This is a genomic window from Paraburkholderia saeva (genome assembly GCF_907164555.1).
Lineage (GTDB): Bacteria > Pseudomonadota > Gammaproteobacteria > Burkholderiales > Burkholderiaceae > Paraburkholderia > Paraburkholderia saeva.
Window position 1 is genome coordinate 100,117 of sequence record NZ_CAJQZC010000003.1, and the last position, 16,271, is coordinate 116,387.

The following is a 16,271-nucleotide window of genomic DNA, read 5'->3' on the forward strand; positions in this document are numbered from 1 at the left end:
CAACAGAATGTTTCACCCCAATGGAAAACGAGGAAGCTGTTCATGTTCAAAAACTTAGCATTTATTCTCTTAATCGCTGCACTTTCTGCTTGCGCCTTCAATTCAGGCGAAAGAAGTGGCAATCTAACGCTTGAGAACGCGAGTCAGGAGTCGCTGGCTAGTCAGTTCAAGCCTGACATTGCAACTAGAGATGACGTTGTAAGCCAGCTGGGGCCGCCCGACAAAAAGATAACGGCCGGGTCCTTGGAGGTTTGGACATATTCATACGCATCGAATGCTTACGTCATGGTGGCATTTGCTGCTGTTCCGACAGGTGCGAAGAAAGTCGCAAATTTTTATTTTGACGATAAAACCGGAGTGTTGAAGAAGGTCGAGCTCGATATGCATCGAGGATAACGTGTCGCGGCTGGAGCGATTGCTATCGTATCGCCCCGGTCCCGGTTGACCGTTACAACCGTCAGTTGCATCCGACGGAAACGCAGTGGATCAAGAACAACGCGGCGGCCTATGCAAAGCAGCAGGGTTTTACTGTTGACCAAGCGATTAACGACTTGAACCTGGGAAGGATAAACCGAAGTGAGGTATTCGAAAGTTGATCAATTGATCTTTGACGACGGCTGGAAGGGAATCGTCACGCGGATTCTTCTGGTGTCCGGGGCCTATTTCGGCATTCTATATCTTCCGGATATGGACAATTGGGGCGTCCGTCCACTGGCACTGGCGCTCCGCATCGGAAAGGCGGTTGAGAAGTCGTAGCGATTGGTTTCATGCTGGTGATTGGACTGCTTAGGCTCATCGTCGTTAGCATTCCAAATCGATCAAGGCATTAAATCCAGAAAAGCATTTAGTGCGACTGTTGCTCTCCCTCGCTTGCATCGTCGCGCGACGAGCAGAATCAAGGTCTGGAATAACCATGAAACTCAGAAAGAGGCTGGCGGCACTGCCGCTCACAGCCCTGGTATCGCTCGCGTCGAACGCGCAGCATGCGCCCACGCCAGCGGACGAAGCCGCTGCCGCGCGGGCCAACGCCGGGCAGAACCAGCAAATCCAGCAGCAGCGTGAGGCACAGCAGCGCGACGCAATCGTGCAGGCACCCGCTGTGCGTTCGACCCTTCCGACATTCGAGGGCTATCCGTTGCTGCCGGTCGAGACGCCATGCTTCCGCATCGGCACGTTCGCGCTCGATGTCCCGACGACGCTGCCCGATGCGATGCGCAGCAAGGGAGCGTCGGCCCTATCATTGGACCCGTTCGCCTTCGCGCGCGAATGGCTCGATCACTACAAGGGCCTGTGCGTCGGCAAGGCCGGCATTGACACACTGACCAAAGGACTGCAGCAGGCGATCCTGAGTCGCGGATACGTGACCACGCGCGTGCTCGTCCCGCAGCAGGACCTGTCCAGCGGCACACTGGCATTTGCACTCGTCCCCGGCGTCGTGCACCAGCTCCGCTTTGCCGACCCTGACACACGCGGCACCCTGAAATCCGCATTCCCGGCAAGCGACGGCGACCTGCTGGACCTGCGCGACCTTGAGCAGGGCCTGGAGCAGATGAAGCGTGTCGCGTCGCAGGACGTGGACATGAAGATCGAGCCGACCGATACACCCGGCGAAAGCGATGTCGTGGTGACAGTGAAGCGCTCGAAGCCGTGGAGCTTTGTCGCATCCGTCGATAACTCGGGTACGGACGCGACCGGCAAGTGGCAAGGCAACATGAGCCTCGGCATCGACAATCCGCTCGGTCTGAACGATGTGTTCACGGTCGGCGCTAACCAGGACCTTTCGTTCGGCAACAAGTCGCTCGGTTCACACGGATTCAATGGCTCGTATTCCGTGCCATGGGGTTACTGGACGGCCACGCTGTCGGGCAACACGAACACCTACTACCAGAACATCGCGGGCGTGAACCAGACGTTCGTGTCCAGCGGCAATTCGCAGACCGCCGCACTCAGGCTTGCGCGTGTACTGAGGCGTAGCCAGAGCGATGTATTCGGCGTGGAGTTCCAGCTATCGAAGCGTTTCGGCGAGAGCTTCATTGACGACGCCGACATCCCGCAGCAGCGACGTAACAACACGTTCATCGAAGCGGGCCTGACCGATCGGCATTACTTCGGCGCGTCGCAGTTCGACGGCACGCTCGCGTACCGACAGGGGATCGGTGGCCTTGGTGCGACGCCCGACCCGTATCCAGAGGGGCCGACGTACCGTTACCACATGGCCGTGCTCGATGCGAATCTGTCGGTGCCGTTTTCCGTCGCCCAACAGGGCTTCCGTTACGTGACGACCGTGCACGCCCAATTAACCGACGACACGCTGTTCTATCTGGACGACCTGACCATCGGCAGCCGTTACACCGTGCGTGGCTTCGACGGCGAAACCATGCTGGCGGCAGAGAAGGGCTTTTACTGGCGCAACGAGCTGCAATGGCCCATCGGCCAGACCGGGCAGGCGTTGTACGCGGGGATCGATTATGGACGCGTGTTCGGCCCGAACACGGCATATCTGGCCGGGACGCAACTGGCGGGTATGGTGATTGGGATTCGAGGCGGTGTGCCTTCGCGCTTTGCGGGACTCTCATATGACCTGTTCGCGGGTACGCCGATCTACAAGCCCAAGGGATTTTCAACTTCGCGTGTGACCGCGGGCGTGCAGGCGACGGCACAGTTCTAGTCGCAATGGCGACAAGGCCGATGCTCTTGAAAGCAGCGCCCATTTGCAGAACGATCGCGTGGCGCGCGGAATCCAGCGAATAACCGAAAAAAAAGCCCGACCAGGTCGGGCTTCGAAATTGCCGCAGCCCCGAAAGGCCGCGACACCTGCAAAAGCTTTCTGCTAATGCAATGCTTACGCTGCGAGCAGCGAGCGCAGAACGAACGGCAGAATGCCGCCGTGCTTGTAGTAGTCGACTTCGATCGGCGTGTCGATACGCAGCAGAACCTGCACGCGCTGCGACTTGCCGTCCTTGCGATGGATCACGAGCGTCACTTCCTGCTGCGGCTTGAAGTCTGCGCCGAGGCCTTCGATGTCGTACGTTTCGTCGCCGGTGATGCCAAGCGACTGCACGCTGTCCGAGCCCTTGAACTGCAGCGGCAGCACGCCCATGCCGACCAGGTTCGAACGGTGGATCCGCTCGAAGCTGCGTGCGACCACAACCTTCACGCCCAGCAGTTGCGTACCCTTCGCTGCCCAGTCACGCGACGAGCCCGTGCCGTACTCTTCGCCCGCGAAGATGACAGTCGGCGTGCCTTCGGCGATGTACTTCATCGCGGCGTCGTAGATGAACGCCTGTTCGCCGGACGGCTGTTGAATCGTCAGGCCGCCTTCGACGCGCGTGCCGTCTGCCTTCGCCGGGATCATCAGGTTCTTGATCCGGACGTTCGCGAACGTGCCGCGCATCATCACGTCGTGGTTGCCGCGGCGCGAGCCGTAGCTGTTGAAGTCGGCCTTCTGCACGCCGTTTGCCTTCAGCCACTTGCCTGCCGGCGAATCTTCCTTGATCGAGCCAGCCGGGCTGATGTGGTCGGTCGTGACCGAGTCACCGAAGATGCCCAGTGCGCGCGCGCCCTTGACCGGGGCGATGCTTGCAGCCGGCGTCATCGAGAAGTCCTTGCCGAAGAACGGCGGCTCAGCGATGTACGTCGACTTCGGCCAGTCGTAGACCTGGCCTTCCTCGCCTTCGATCTTGCTCCACAGGTCGCCCTTCTTCGTCAGCTGGGCGTAGTTCGCGCGGAATGCGTCGGCGTCCAGTGCGAACTTGAGCAGTGCGTTGACTTCGTCGCTCGTCGGCCAGATGTCGCCGAGGAAGATGTCCCTGCCGCCCTTGCCCTTGCCGACCGGTTCCGTCATCAGGTCGCGCGTGATGTTGCCGGCGATCGCGTAAGCGACGACGAGCGGCGGCGAGGCCAGGAAGTTCGCGCGGATGTTCGGGTGAATACGTGCTTCGAAGTTACGGTTGCCGGACAGCACGGCTGCCGCGACGATGTCGTTCTTCGTGATCGCTTCGTTCAGTTCCGGCGTGAGGTCGCCCGCGTTGCCGATGCAGGTCGTGCAGCCGTAAGCGGCGAGCGTGAACCCGAGCTTGTCGAGGAACGGCAGGAGGCCGGTCTTCGTCAGGTATTCGGTGACGATACGCGATCCCGGAGCGAGCGACGTCTTGATGTGCGGCGCAACGGTCAGGCCGGCTTCGACGGCCTTCTTCGCCAGCAAACCGGCGGCCAGCAGCACGCTCGGGTTCGACGTGTTCGTGCACGACGTGATCGCGGCGATCAGGATGTCGCCGTTCTTCACGTTCACGCCGTTCGACGTGGTGTACTGTGCGTCGAGGTCAGCGGCCTTCTTCGCAAAGCCGTTTTCGGCGACCGGCTTCGAGAACAGATCACCGAACGTCGACTTCACGTTGCCGATTTCGATGCGGTCCTGCGGACGCTTCGGTCCTGCCAGCGACGGTGCAACCGTGCCGAGGTCGAGCGTGACGACCTTCGTGTAGTCGATCTGGCCAGCCTTCGGAATACCGAACAGGTTCTGCGCCTTGAAGTAGTTCTCGAACGCCGAGATTTCTGCGTCGGTGCGGCCCGTGCCCTTGAAGTAGTCGATCGTCTTTTCGTCGACCGGGAAGAAGCCCATCGTCGCGCCGTATTCCGGCGCCATGTTGCCGATCGTCGCACGGTCCGGCAGCGACAGCGACTTCGTGCCTTCGCCGAAGAATTCGACGAACTTGCCGACGACCTTTTCCTTGCGCAGCAGTTCGGTCACGGTCAGCACCAGGTCGGTGGCCGTCACACCTTCGCGCAGCTTGCCCTTCAGTTCCACGCCGACCACATCCGGCGTCAGGAAGTACACCGGCTGGCCGAGCATGCCGGCTTCCGCCTCGATGCCGCCCACGCCCCAGCCCACCACGCCGATACCGTTGATCATGGTGGTGTGGCTGTCGGTGCCGACGAGCGAATCCGGGTAGTACACGGTGTCGTTGCCGTCAGCCTTCTTGTGCACACCGCGTGCGAGGTATTCCAGGTTCACCTGGTGGACGATACCGACGCCCGGCGGCACGACCTTGAACGTGTCGAATGCCTGCATGCCCCACTTCATGAACTGGTAGCGCTCGTTGTTGCGCTGGAATTCCAGTTTCATGTTGAGGTCGAGCGCGTTCTTTTCGCGGAAGTGATCGATCTGCACCGAGTGATCGACAACCAGATCGACCGGGACCAGCGGTTCGATCGACTTCGGGTCCTTGCCCACGCGCTTTGCGACGCCGCGCATGGCAGCGATGTCGGCGAGGAGCGGCACGCCGGTAAAGTCCTGCAGCACGACGCGCGACACGACAAACGGGATTTCGTCGACGCGTGCTGCGTTCGGCTTCCAGTTGATCAGTTGCGCGATGTGTTCTTCGGAGATCTTTTTGCCGTCGTAGTTACGCAGCACGGATTCCAGCACGATGCGGATCGAAACCGGCAGACGGTCGATCTTGACGTTGAGTGCCTTGCCAAGTTGCGGCAGCGAATAGAACTTGGCTTTGCCGGAACCGCTGTCGAATTCCTTGAGCGTTTTGTGGAGATTGTGGGCCATGGTTTATTCCTGGGGTTTTCGAGGAAATGACGTTGCTACGTTTCTACTAACTAGATCACATACAGATCGACGTATTCATTGACCGGCATCGCTTCGAGCTTTGCCTGATCCAGCGACACGTCGAGAATCGCCTGTTGCTGCTTCGCCGGGAAACGTCGGGCGAGGTTGGTCCGGAACTTCTCGACCAGCAGCGGGATGCCGTCGTGACGGCGACGCCTGTGGCCGACTGGATATTCGACGGCGACTTCGTCGAACTTCGAACCGTCATTGAACTCGACCGTCAGCGCATTCGCAATCGAACGCTTTTCCGGGTCGTGATAATCCTTCGTGAACTGCGTGTCTTCGACGCATTCCATCCTGTCGCGCAACGCATCGATACGGGCATCCTGTGCGACCGAATCTTCGTAATCGGCTGCGGTCAGGCGCCCGTGAACCAGCGGCACGGCGATCATGTACTGGATGCAGTGATCGCGGTCGGCCGGGTTATCCAGCGGACCCTTTTTATCGATGATGCGGAGTGCCGCTTCGTGCGTGCGGATTGTGATCTTCCTGATGTCTTCGACTTTCCTGCCTTTTGCACGAAGCTGTTCGTGCAAGCTCATCGCCGCTTCCACGGCGGTCTGCGCGTGGAATTCAGCCGGGAAGGAAATCTTGAACAGTACATTTTCCATCACATACGAACCATACGGACGCTGGAACCTGAACGCGTTGCCCTTGAAGAGCACGTCGTAGAAGCCCCACGTTTTCGCGGTCAAAACAGACGGATAGCCCATTTCGCCGGTCTTCGCGATCAATGCGAGACGCACGGCCCGCGAGGTCGCATCGCCCGCGGCCCACGACTTGCGCGAACCGGTGTTCGGCGAATGCCGGTACGTGCGCAGCGCGTGGCCGTCGACCAGTGCGAGCGACACCGCGTTGATGAGCTCGTCACGCGTGAGACCGATCAGCTGGCCGACCACGGCGGTCGAAGCGAGCTTCACGAGCAGCACATGGTCGAGGCCGACCTTGTTGAACGAGTTTTCGAGCGCGATACAGCCTTGAATTTCATGCGCCTTGATCATGGCGATCAGGACGTCTTGCATCGTCAGCGGCTTTTTGCCGGCGGCGATGGCGCTGCGTGAGAGCCAGTCGGCCGTGGCGAGAATGCCGCCGAGGTTGTCCGACGGATGACCCCATTCAGCGGCGAGCCACGTGTCGTTGAAGTCGAGCCACCGGATCACCGCGCCGATGTTGAACGCGGCCTGGACGGGGTCGAGCTGGAACGATGTGCCTGGTACCTTCGCGCCGTTCGGGACGATCGTGCCGGGCACGATCGGTCCCATCAGCTTCGTGCACGCCGGGTAGGTGAGCGCCTCGAGTCCGCAGCCGAGCGTGTCGATCAGGCAGTTACGCGCCGTTTCGAGCGCGAGCGCGCTGTCGATCCGGTAGTTCTGCACGTAATCGACGATATCGGCAAGCACCTGGTCCGGTTTGGGCCGGACGTTGGAGATCGGGGCGGACATCGAGGCTTCCTGGCGTAAGGAAAGTTACTGCGCTTTGTTGACGGCGTTCGACTGCGTCGGAGCCGGCGCGCCCTGAACCATGGCGGCCGTCTTGCACTCGTCGGCGAGACGCGAGCTGTCCTTGTCCGAGAAGAGCATTGCCTTGGTCGGGATCACGACCAGGTCCATACCCGTTGCGGCATCGTGGAAGCGGTCTGCGCCCGTCGTCGTGGTTTCACGCGGCAGGTTGTAGTTCTTGTTCGCCCAGTGGACGGTCACGATCTGGTCGCGCTTCATGTCGCCCTTCATGTCGAACGAAAGGCCTTCGTTGCACGACCACTTTTCCGAACCTTCCGGTACCGGATCGACCTTCGCTTGCTCCTCAGCCTTCGGCTTGCGCTTGATCAGGCGCTTCGGTGCCGGTGCCTTCGGTTTCGCTGCGCCCGTCGCGGTTTGCGCGAAAGCAGTGGGAGCGGCGACCAGCAACGTCGTGGAGAGTGCGCCAACGACGGTGGCGATCAGCAGTTTTTTCATGAGAGAAACCTTTCTATCTAGTATCAGTTAAACGGTGGACGGCGCTAACCGCGCAACCGCCAGGGTTGAACTGCACGCGCTTCAGGAGCGCACAGCGGACGCTATTTTCGCTTATTTAGCGACACGAATCGTAAATTCTCAGGTCCGGTGTAATTTGCACTCGGTCGGATGATCTTGTTGTCGATGCGCTGCTCGATGATGTGCGCGCTCCAGCCCGCGGTTCGCGAGATCACGAAAAGCGGTGTGAACATCGCCGTCGGCACACCCATCATGTGATACGACACGGCGCTGAACCAGTCGAGATTCGGGAACATTTTCTTCGCATCGGCCATCACGGTTTCGAGCCGCTCGGCGATGCTGAAAAGCTTCATGTTTTCCGCTTCTTTCGACAGCTTCTTCGCGACTTCCTTGATGACCTTGTTGCGCGGGTCCGAGATCGTGTACACCGGATGACCGAAACCGATCACGACTTCCTTGTTCTCGACGCGGCGACGAATGTCCGCTTCGGCTTCATCGGGAGACTGGTAGCGCGACTGGATTTCAAACGCGACTTCATTCGCGCCGCCGTGCTTCGGGCCGCGCAGCGCGCCGATCGCGCCGGTGATCGCCGAATAGATGTCCGAGCCCGTGCCCGCGATCACGCGACCGGTAAACGTCGATGCGTTGAACTCGTGCTCGGCGTACAGGTTCAGCGACGTGTGCATCGCCTCGACCCACGACTTCGACGGCGTGACGCCATGCAGCAGATGCAGGAAGTGGCCGCCGATCGAGTCGTCGTCGGTTTCGACTTCGATGCGCTTGCCATTGTGCGAATAGTGATACCAGTAGAGCAGCATCGAACCCAGTGACGCCATCAGCCGGTCAGCGATATCGCGCGCGCCCGGCAGGTTGTGGTCGTCTTTCTCGGGCAACACGGTGCCGAGCACCGAAACGCCAGTGCGCATCACGTCCATCGGGTGCGCCGAAGCCGGAATCCATTCGAGCGCCGCTTTCACGTTCGCGGGCAGACCGCGCAACGCCTTGAGCTTCGTCTTGTAAGCGGTCAGTTCGGCCTGCGTCGGCAGCTTTTCGTGCACGAGCAGGTACGCGATTTCCTCGAACTCGCAGGTGGTGGCGATGTCGAGAATGTCGTAGCCGCGGTAATGGAGGTCGTTGCCGGTCTTGCCGACCGTGCATAACGCCGTGTTGCCGGCCGTCACGCCGGACAGCGCGACGGATTTCTTCGGTTTGAATGCGCCGCTTTCTGACGGTGCCGCGGCTTGTGTCGTCTCGCTCATCTCCAGCAATCTCCTGTATGTCCGCGCATTTTCGTTGCGGTGTTATGTCGATTACCTGCGGCCTGACAGTCGCGACTTTCCTGCGAAAAGTCGCGCTTCGGGACGAATGCGTTGTGTCGAATGCTCACGAAACGGCGCTCCCTGCGAACAGCGGTGCGGCTTCTTCAGGCACGGCGCGGCCAGTCGAGCGCGCGCGACGCAGCACTGACCAGTAATAACGGTAGCTCGCGCGGTCGTGGAGCGTGTCGTGGTGGCGCGTGGGGCCCCACTGTGCCGATTGCGCGGCAAGCAGGATTTCAGCGGCGGTGGCGATTTCGGCGTCGCGTGGTGCGAACGCCGCGACGATCGCCTCGATCTGCGCCGGATGAATGCTCCACATGCGCGTGTAGCCGAATTCGTTACGGGCACGGCTCGCGTCGTTCGCGACCACGCTCATGTCGCGCACTTCCGTGCTGACGTTGTGCGACGGCACCTTGCCGTGCGCGTGGCAGGCCGCCGAAATTTCGAGCTTGGCGCGCCGCACAAGCGGATGATCGAACTGGCCCGGCGAGCGCATCGCGCTATCGGGAATCGCGCCGTCGTGCGCCGAGACGAAATCCATCAGGCCAAAGCTGAGCGCCTCGACGCCCGGCAGGGCGGCCAGGTCGAAGACGCGTGCGAGCGCGCCATGAGTCTCGACCAGCAGTTGCACCGGAACCGGCTGCGCAATCGAAAGTTCGCGACGTGTGGCCTCGATGAACGCGCACATTTCGGCGGCGTCGGGTACGTTGCGGATCTTCGGGAGGGTGATGTACGCCGGCGCGCGCTTCGCGGCGCGCAGGATCAGGCGCACGTCGTCGCGCCAGTGAGGATGCTGGAAGTCGTGAATCCGCACGCCGACGCGGCCAAAGCGGTCGTGCTCGCTGCCCAGAAGCGAAGCGACGAGTTCCGCGTGCTCCGCTTCATGGCCGACCTGCGCGCCATCTTCGCAATCGAGCGTGACGTCGAATACGGGCCCGAGCGCCTGCTGCAATGCAAGCGACTTCAGCATCAGCTTTTCGCTGCCGGCGTAGTGATCGCAGGCAGGCAGAACAGCGGGTGGCGCTTCGCCTTCGAATAACACTTCGGCGGGGGAAAGGGCGCGCATCTTCGGCGTCAGGGGCGTGGGTGTCTGTTGATCAAACTGATTCGGGCGCGCTCTGCGGGACAGCAGGCGGGCAAAACGCGTCCGGATCAGGTGAGGAAAACGTGGATGACGCTTCGTTCAGGTTGAATTCGAAGGAACCGCCATTCACGTATCCGCACGTGAAAAAAACCGGAACCCGCCGCGCTGCAACGGAGATCCGGTTCATTTGCATCAGCGATTAACCCAGCAGATGCTGCACGCCGTCGCGCTCTTCGAGCAGCTCGTTCAGCGTACCGTCCATCTTTTCACGCGAGAAAGCGTCGATCGCGAGGCCTTCGACGCGCTTGTACTCGCCGTTTTCGCACGTAACCGGCACACCGTAAATGATGTCTTCCGGAATGCCATACGAACCGTCCGACGGAATGCCCATCGTGACCCACTTGCCGTTCGTGCCGAGCACCCAGTCACGCACGTGATCGATCGCCGCATTCGCCGCCGATGCTGCCGACGACAGGCCACGCGCTTCGATGATCGCCGCGCCGCGCTTGCCGACGGTCGGGATGAACGTGTTGCGGTTCCATTCTTCGTCGTTGATCAGCTTGGTCAGGTCTTGACCTTCGGCCGTTGCAACGCGGAAATCCGGATACATCGTCGGCGAGTGGTTGCCCCACACAGCCAGCTTTTCGATCGAAGCGACCGGTTTGCCCGACTTCGCGGCCAGTTGCGACAGCGCGCGGTTGTGGTCGAGACGCAGCATGGCGGTGAAGTTCTTCTTCGGCAGATCCGGCGCCGACTTCATCGCGATGTACGCGTTCGTGTTGGCCGGGTTGCCGACCACCAGCACCTTCACGTCGCGGCTTGCGACCTCGTTCAGCGCCTTGCCCTGAACCGTGAAGATTTCAGCGTTTGCCGACAGCAGGTCCTTGCGTTCCATGCCTTTCGAACGCGGACGGGCGCCAACCAGCAGGGCAACGTCGGCGTCCTTGAATGCAACCTTCGGATCGTCGGTGATTACGACGCCCGACAGCAGCGGGAATGCGCAATCATCCAGTTCCATCACGACGCCTTTAACGGCGGCTTGCGCCTGCGGCAGATCCAGCAACTGCAGGACGACCGGCTGATCCTTGCCGAGCAGATCGCCATTGGCGATGCGGAACAGCAGGGAGTAAGCGATTTGACCTGCGGCGCCGGTGACGGCAACGCGCTTTGCGGGCTTAGCCATTGAGAAATCTCCAGGACGATGCGTTAGACGCTAAGGGAAAACGCCATTCTATATGCGCGTTGCTCGAAGCGTCGGTTAAACACAGCGGAATTCGCAGCGCGCGAACAGCCTGTAATGAAGCTGGAAGGCGTGCTGCGGCGAGGCCACCATGCCGGAAAACCTGTGCCTGTACGGCAGAGCGGGTAAAACGGGAAGCGGCGAGCGCTGCGTCTGGCCACTGCATGGCGCGGGCCCTGCAACAGCGTGTTCCGGAAGCGTCTGACGTAGCACTGACGGGCGAATCGAAACCTGGACTGCGGAGGGTGCTGCGTGGCGCAGGGCAGCTTTCGCGACGCGGCGGTCATGCAGAAAATACGCTGCCCGACCACCCGCAATCGCACCTGCAAACCCTTGCTCGACAAGGAGTGTAGAAGTCGAGAGGCGCAAAGTCAACATTATCTTATGTCTTATATAAGACATAAGTCTTGAGGGGAAATCTCTGGACGGCGGATGACCCTTTATGATGAAATGCGCGGATGACTTCGAACCCGGCGAGCACCGCGAATCCGATCGGCCCGGCCGCCAGCGGCGAGGCTGTGCCCGTTGCTGCGCCTGCTTCTTCGCCCACGTTCAGCCCGCTTTACCAGCAGATCAAGGGGCTCATTACACAGAGCCTCGAATCCGGCGAATGGAAGCCGGGCGAGATCATTCCCAGTGAAGTCGAACTGGCGTCGCGTTACAAGGTCAGTCAGGGCACCGTGCGCAAGGCGATCGACGAACTCGCCGCCGACAACCTGCTGGTCCGCCGCCAGGGCAAGGGAACGTTTGTTGCGACGCACAACGAAGACCGTGCCCAGTTTCGCTTTCTCAGGTTACTGGCCGATGACGGTGTGGAACATCCACACGTCAGCCGGCTGCTCGAATGCAGACGGCTGCGCGCTTCGGCCGATATTGCCCGGCAGCTCGACCTGAAGCCGGCCGACCCGGTCGTGCTGATCAAGCGCCTCCTGCAGTTCGACGGCGAAACCACTGTGCTCGATGAAATCTGGCTGCCTGGCGGCGTGTTTCGTGGGCTGACGCTCGAGCGCCTGTCGGAGTACAAGGGGCCGCTCTACGCCATGTTCGAAACGGAGTTCGGCACCCGCATGATCCGCGCGACAGAAAAGATCCGTGCTGTGGCCGCGGAGCCTTCGGTAGCGGACCTGCTGCACGTGCCGGCCGGGTTTCCGCTACTCTCCGTCGAACGCGTTTCGTATACCTATGGTGACCGGCCCGTCGAAGTGCGGCGCGGCTGGTACGTCACAACCGGGTATTACTATCAGAATGACTTGAGCTGAATGACGGTGCTGCGCGAGGCGCGCAGCCCGTATGAAGACGCCTTTATCGCGCGCGCGACAACAGTGTTGAACGTTGTTACGCTGCAGCGCGAAATGAAAAGGCGCTAAAATCGCGGATTAGTGTGACTACAAGTAGGGGTCTAGCATGGCTGAAGCCGTAAAAAAACCGAGGCCGGAATTCCGGAACATCGGTATCGGGCAGATTTTGACGGCATACCGTCTCCCTCTAGCGGGGCGTGTGTCGATTCTCCATCGTTTGAGCGGTGGGCTGCTTTTTGTATTTCTTCCGTTCCTGCTGTACCTCTTCGATCAAAGCCTCACGTCTGAACTCAGCTTCGAAGTCTTCAAGGGTTTCCTCTCCAACATCATCGTCAAGCTCATCACGCTCGTTCTTGCGTGGGCCTTTCTGTTTCACTTCTGCGCCGGTATCCGTCACCTCGTGATGGACATGCACTACGCAGTCTCGAAGGAAGGTGGCAAGCAGACGTCGGTCGTCGTGCTGGTTGTGTCGTCGCTGCTCACGATTGTGTTTGCGGCAAAACTGTTTGGAGCATTCTGAAAAATGGCAGCCAATAACCGGATCGGCTCGAAGCGCCTTGTCGTAGGCGCACATTACGGCCTGCGCGACTGGCTCGCGCAGCGCATCACCGCCTGCATCATGGCGGTCTATACCGTCATCCTGCTTGCGCTCTTCTTCGGCGCGCACGATTTCTCGTATGACGGCTGGGCATCGATCTTCGCGATGCAATGGATGAAGCTCGCCACGTTTGTCACGTTGCTCTCGCTGTTCTATCACGCGTGGGTCGGCATCCGTGACATCTGGATGGACTACATCAAGCCCACGGGGCTCCGTCTGTTCCTCCAGGCGCTGACGATCGTCTGGCTGCTCGGGTGTGCAGGCTACGCTGCGCAGATTCTCTGGAGAGTGTAAAAGAATGGCTGCAATCAAAAATTCTCTGCCGCGTCGCAAGTTTGACGTGGTCATCGTCGGCGCAGGCGGCTCGGGGATGCGCGCTTCGCTGCAACTCGCGCGCGCCGGCCTGTCGGTCTGCGTGCTGTCGAAAGTGTTCCCGACGCGTTCGCACACGGTCGCTGCCCAGGGCGGCATCGGCGCCTCGCTTGGCAACATGAGCGAAGACAACTGGCACTATCACTTCTACGACACGATCAAGGGTTCCGACTGGCTCGGCGACCAGGACGCGATCGAGTTCATGTGCCGCGAAGCACCGGGCGCCGTCTACGAACTCGAACACATGGGCATGCCGTTTGACCGTAACGCTGACGGCACGATCTACCAGCGTCCGTTCGGCGGCCACACGGCGAACTACGGCGAAAAGCCGGTGCAGCGCGCCTGCGCGGCGGCTGACCGTACCGGTCACGCGCTGCTGCACACGCTGTATCAGCAGAACGTCGCGGCGAAGACGCAGTTCTTCGTCGAATGGATGGCGCTGGACCTGATCCGCGACGCCGACGGCGACGTGCTCGGCGTGACCGCGCTGGAAATGGAAACCGGCGACGTCTACATCCTCGAAGGCAAGACCACGCTGTTCGCCACGGGCGGCGCGGGCCGGATCTTCGCGGCGTCCACCAACGCGTTCATCAACACCGGCGACGGCCTCGGCATGGCGGCCCGTTCGGGCATCGCGCTGCAGGACATGGAATTCTGGCAGTTCCACCCGACCGGCGTGGCCGGCGCGGGCGTGCTGATTACCGAAGGCGTGCGCGGCGAAGGCGGCATTCTGCGTAACGCGAACGGCGAGCGCTTCATGGAGCGCTACGCGCCGACGCTGAAGGATCTGGCGCCGCGCGACTTCGTTTCGCGTTCGATGGATCAGGAAATCAAGGAAGGCCGCGGCGTGGGTCCGAACAAGGACCACGTGCTGCTCGACCTGTCGCATATCGGCGCCGAGACGATCATGAAGCGTCTGCCGTCGATCCGCGAAATCGCACTGAAGTTCGCGAACGTCGACTGCATCAAGGAACCGATCCCGGTTGTTCCGACCATTCACTACCAGATGGGCGGTATTCCGACGAACATCAACGGCCAGGTCGTGGGCACGTCGAAGGGTCATGAAGATCCGGTCAACGGCTTTTACGCGGTCGGCGAATGCTCGTGCGTGTCGGTCCATGGCGCAAACCGCCTGGGCACGAACTCGCTGCTGGACCTGGTGGTGTTCGGCCGTGCGGCTGGTAACCACATTGTCAAGCACGTGAAGGAAATCAAGGAGCACAAGCCGCTGCCGGCCGACGCTGCTGACTTCGCGCTGTCGCGTCTGGCGAAGCTCGACAGTTCGTCGTCGGGTGAGTACACGCAAGCGGTTGCGAACGACATCCGCTCGACGATGCAGGCCCACGCTGGCGTGTTCCGTACGTCGGAGTTGCTGGCAAAGGGCGTCGAGCGCATTCGCGAAGTGGCTGACCGTGTCGACAACATCCATCTGAAGGACAAGTCGAAGGTGTTCAACACCGCGCGTATCGAGGCGCTGGAAGTGGCGAACCTGATCGAAGTGGCCCGCGCCACGATGGTCTCCGCTGAAGCCCGCAAGGAAAGCCGCGGCGCGCACGCACAGAACGACTTCGAACATCGCGACGACGAAAACTGGATGCGCCATACGCTGTGGTTCAGCGAGGGCGACCGTCTCGACTACAAGCCGGTTCACATGCAACCGCTGACCGTCGAATCGGTGCCGCCGAAAGCGCGGACCTTCTAAGGCACAAGTCAAAGGAATTCAGAAAAATGGCCAAGCGTACATTTGAAATCTATCGCTACGATCCGGACAAGGACGCAGCGCCGCGCATGCAAACCTACGAGATCGAAATCGACTCGCATGAACGCATGCTGCTCGACGCGCTCCTCAAGCTGAAAGCGGTCGATGAAACGCTGTCGTTCCGCCGTTCGTGCCGCGAAGGCGTGTGCGGTTCGGACGCAATGAACATCAACGGCAAGAATGGTCTCGCGTGTCTGCAGAACATGAACGACCTGCCGCAGAAGATCGTGCTGCGTCCGCTGCCGGGCCTGCCCGTCGTGCGCGACCTGATCTGCGACTTCACGCAGTTCTTCAACCAGTATCACTCGATCAAGCCGTATCTGATCAACGATACGCCGCCGCCGGAAAAGGAACGCCTGCAGTCGCCGGAAGAACGCGACGAGCTCGACGGCCTGTATGAGTGCATTCTGTGCGCAAGCTGCTCGACCTCGTGCCCGAGCTTCTGGTGGAACCCGGACAAGTTCGTGGGTCCGGCGGGCCTGTTGCAAGCCTATCGTTTCATCGCGGACAGCCGCGACGAAGCGACGGGTGAACGCCTCGACAACCTGGAAGATCCGTACCGTCTGTTCCGTTGCCATTCGATCATGAATTGCGTCGATGTGTGCCCGAAGGGCCTCAATCCGACGAAGGCGATTGGCAAGATCAAGGAATTGATGGTTCGCCGCGCTGTCTGAGATGGACGGATCACCGCATCAGTCCGACCCTCTTCGCCGTGCGCGCCTTCGCTGGCGCGCGCGGCGCGGTTTGCTGGAAAACGATCTGATCTTCGAACGTTTTTTCAGCCGATATGAGCATGACCTCAGCGACGTCGACGTGGGCGCACTTACCCGTCTGCTCGAGCTGAGCGATAACGACCTGATGGACTTGCTTCTCTCGCGCAAGGAACCAGAAGGCGACCTTGCCGACCCCGATACCAAACGGGTGCTGGAGCTGCTGCGCACAGTGTGAGCGTCACACGCGCATGCACGGTTGTTTTATCCAGGCGTGCAATTATCGAAACCCTGTTTC

15 protein-coding genes are annotated in these 16,271 nt (G+C 60.7%); 9 read left to right on the forward strand and 6 right to left on the reverse strand.

Features of this window, described 5'->3' with window-relative positions; all coding sequences use genetic code 11:
• Positions 1 to 42: 42 nt before the first annotated feature.
• The 3 genes from LPA36_RS08630 to LPA36_RS08640 all read left to right on the forward strand — a co-directional run bounded on the left by LPA36_RS08630 (position 43) and on the right by LPA36_RS08640 (position 2,668).
• Entirely contained in the window at positions 43 to 396 is a 354-nt protein-coding gene (locus LPA36_RS08630; protein WP_228875739.1) for a hypothetical protein, read from the forward strand.
• Positions 397 to 576: 180 nt separating this feature from the next.
• Positions 577 to 756 (forward strand): hypothetical protein, encoded by a 180-nt coding sequence (locus LPA36_RS08635; RefSeq protein WP_228875740.1) that lies wholly within the window; start codon positions 577 to 579, stop codon positions 754 to 756.
• A gap of 157 nt (positions 757 to 913) precedes the next feature.
• A complete protein-coding gene (locus tag LPA36_RS08640; protein ID WP_228875741.1) occupies positions 914 to 2,668 on the forward strand; it encodes a ShlB/FhaC/HecB family hemolysin secretion/activation protein in 1,755 nt (584 codons plus the stop codon).
• A 174-nt stretch (positions 2,669 to 2,842) separates the two neighbouring features.
• On the opposite strand, the gene acnA is transcribed toward LPA36_RS08640, so the two are convergent.
• The 6 genes from acnA to LPA36_RS08670 all read right to left on the reverse strand — a co-directional run bounded on the left by acnA (position 2,843) and on the right by LPA36_RS08670 (position 11,179).
• Positions 2,843 to 5,560: an aconitate hydratase AcnA gene (gene acnA / locus LPA36_RS08645; RefSeq protein WP_228875742.1), complete on the reverse strand. Its 2,718-nt coding sequence runs from the start codon at positions 5,558 to 5,560 to the stop codon at positions 2,843 to 2,845.
• A gap of 50 nt (positions 5,561 to 5,610) precedes the next feature.
• A complete protein-coding gene (locus tag LPA36_RS08650) occupies positions 5,611 to 7,062 on the reverse strand; it encodes a bifunctional 2-methylcitrate dehydratase/aconitate hydratase (protein ID WP_228875743.1) in 1,452 nt (483 codons plus the stop codon).
• 24 nt (positions 7,063 to 7,086) lie between these two features.
• Positions 7,087 to 7,575: a hypothetical protein gene (locus LPA36_RS08655; RefSeq protein WP_228875744.1), complete on the reverse strand. Its 489-nt coding sequence runs from the start codon at positions 7,573 to 7,575 to the stop codon at positions 7,087 to 7,089.
• Between the two features lie 101 nt (positions 7,576 to 7,676).
• Positions 7,677 to 8,852 carry a bifunctional 2-methylcitrate synthase/citrate synthase gene (prpC, locus tag LPA36_RS08660; RefSeq protein WP_228875745.1) on the reverse strand — a complete coding sequence of 392 codons (1,176 nt, stop codon included), beginning with the start codon at positions 8,850 to 8,852 and terminating at the stop codon, positions 7,677 to 7,679.
• Positions 8,853 to 8,976: 124 nt separating this feature from the next.
• The gene (locus LPA36_RS08665; RefSeq protein ID WP_228875746.1) at positions 8,977 to 9,978 is read right to left on the reverse strand and encodes an HpcH/HpaI aldolase/citrate lyase family protein; all 1,002 of its coding nucleotides are present in this window, start codon (positions 9,976 to 9,978) and stop codon (positions 8,977 to 8,979) included.
• Between the two features lie 217 nt (positions 9,979 to 10,195).
• Positions 10,196 to 11,179, reverse strand: coding sequence for a malate dehydrogenase (locus LPA36_RS08670; protein WP_228875747.1), 984 nt, complete (start codon positions 11,177 to 11,179; stop codon positions 10,196 to 10,198).
• A gap of 515 nt (positions 11,180 to 11,694) precedes the next feature.
• Here LPA36_RS08670 and LPA36_RS08675 point away from each other — a divergent pair.
• The 6 genes from LPA36_RS08675 to LPA36_RS08700 all read left to right on the forward strand — a co-directional run bounded on the left by LPA36_RS08675 (position 11,695) and on the right by LPA36_RS08700 (position 16,211).
• Positions 11,695 to 12,495: a GntR family transcriptional regulator gene (locus LPA36_RS08675; RefSeq protein WP_228875748.1), complete on the forward strand. Its 801-nt coding sequence runs from the start codon at positions 11,695 to 11,697 to the stop codon at positions 12,493 to 12,495.
• A gap of 145 nt (positions 12,496 to 12,640) precedes the next feature.
• Positions 12,641 to 13,054, forward strand: a complete 414-nt coding sequence (gene sdhC, locus LPA36_RS08680; RefSeq protein WP_228875749.1) for a succinate dehydrogenase, cytochrome b556 subunit — start codon at positions 12,641 to 12,643, stop codon at positions 13,052 to 13,054.
• 3 nt (positions 13,055 to 13,057) lie between these two features.
• Positions 13,058 to 13,426, forward strand: coding sequence for a succinate dehydrogenase, hydrophobic membrane anchor protein (sdhD, locus tag LPA36_RS08685; RefSeq protein ID WP_228875750.1), 369 nt, complete (start codon positions 13,058 to 13,060; stop codon positions 13,424 to 13,426).
• Between the two features lie 4 nt (positions 13,427 to 13,430).
• A complete protein-coding gene (sdhA, locus tag LPA36_RS08690; protein ID WP_228875751.1) occupies positions 13,431 to 15,206 on the forward strand; it encodes a succinate dehydrogenase flavoprotein subunit in 1,776 nt (591 codons plus the stop codon).
• Between the two features lie 26 nt (positions 15,207 to 15,232).
• Positions 15,233 to 15,937 (forward strand): succinate dehydrogenase iron-sulfur subunit, encoded by a 705-nt coding sequence (locus tag LPA36_RS08695; RefSeq protein ID WP_090536777.1) that lies wholly within the window; start codon positions 15,233 to 15,235, stop codon positions 15,935 to 15,937.
• Between the two features lies 1 nt (position 15,938).
• A complete protein-coding gene (locus tag LPA36_RS08700; RefSeq protein WP_228875752.1) occupies positions 15,939 to 16,211 on the forward strand; it encodes an FAD assembly factor SdhE in 273 nt (90 codons plus the stop codon).
• Positions 16,212 to 16,271 lie beyond the last annotated feature (60 nt).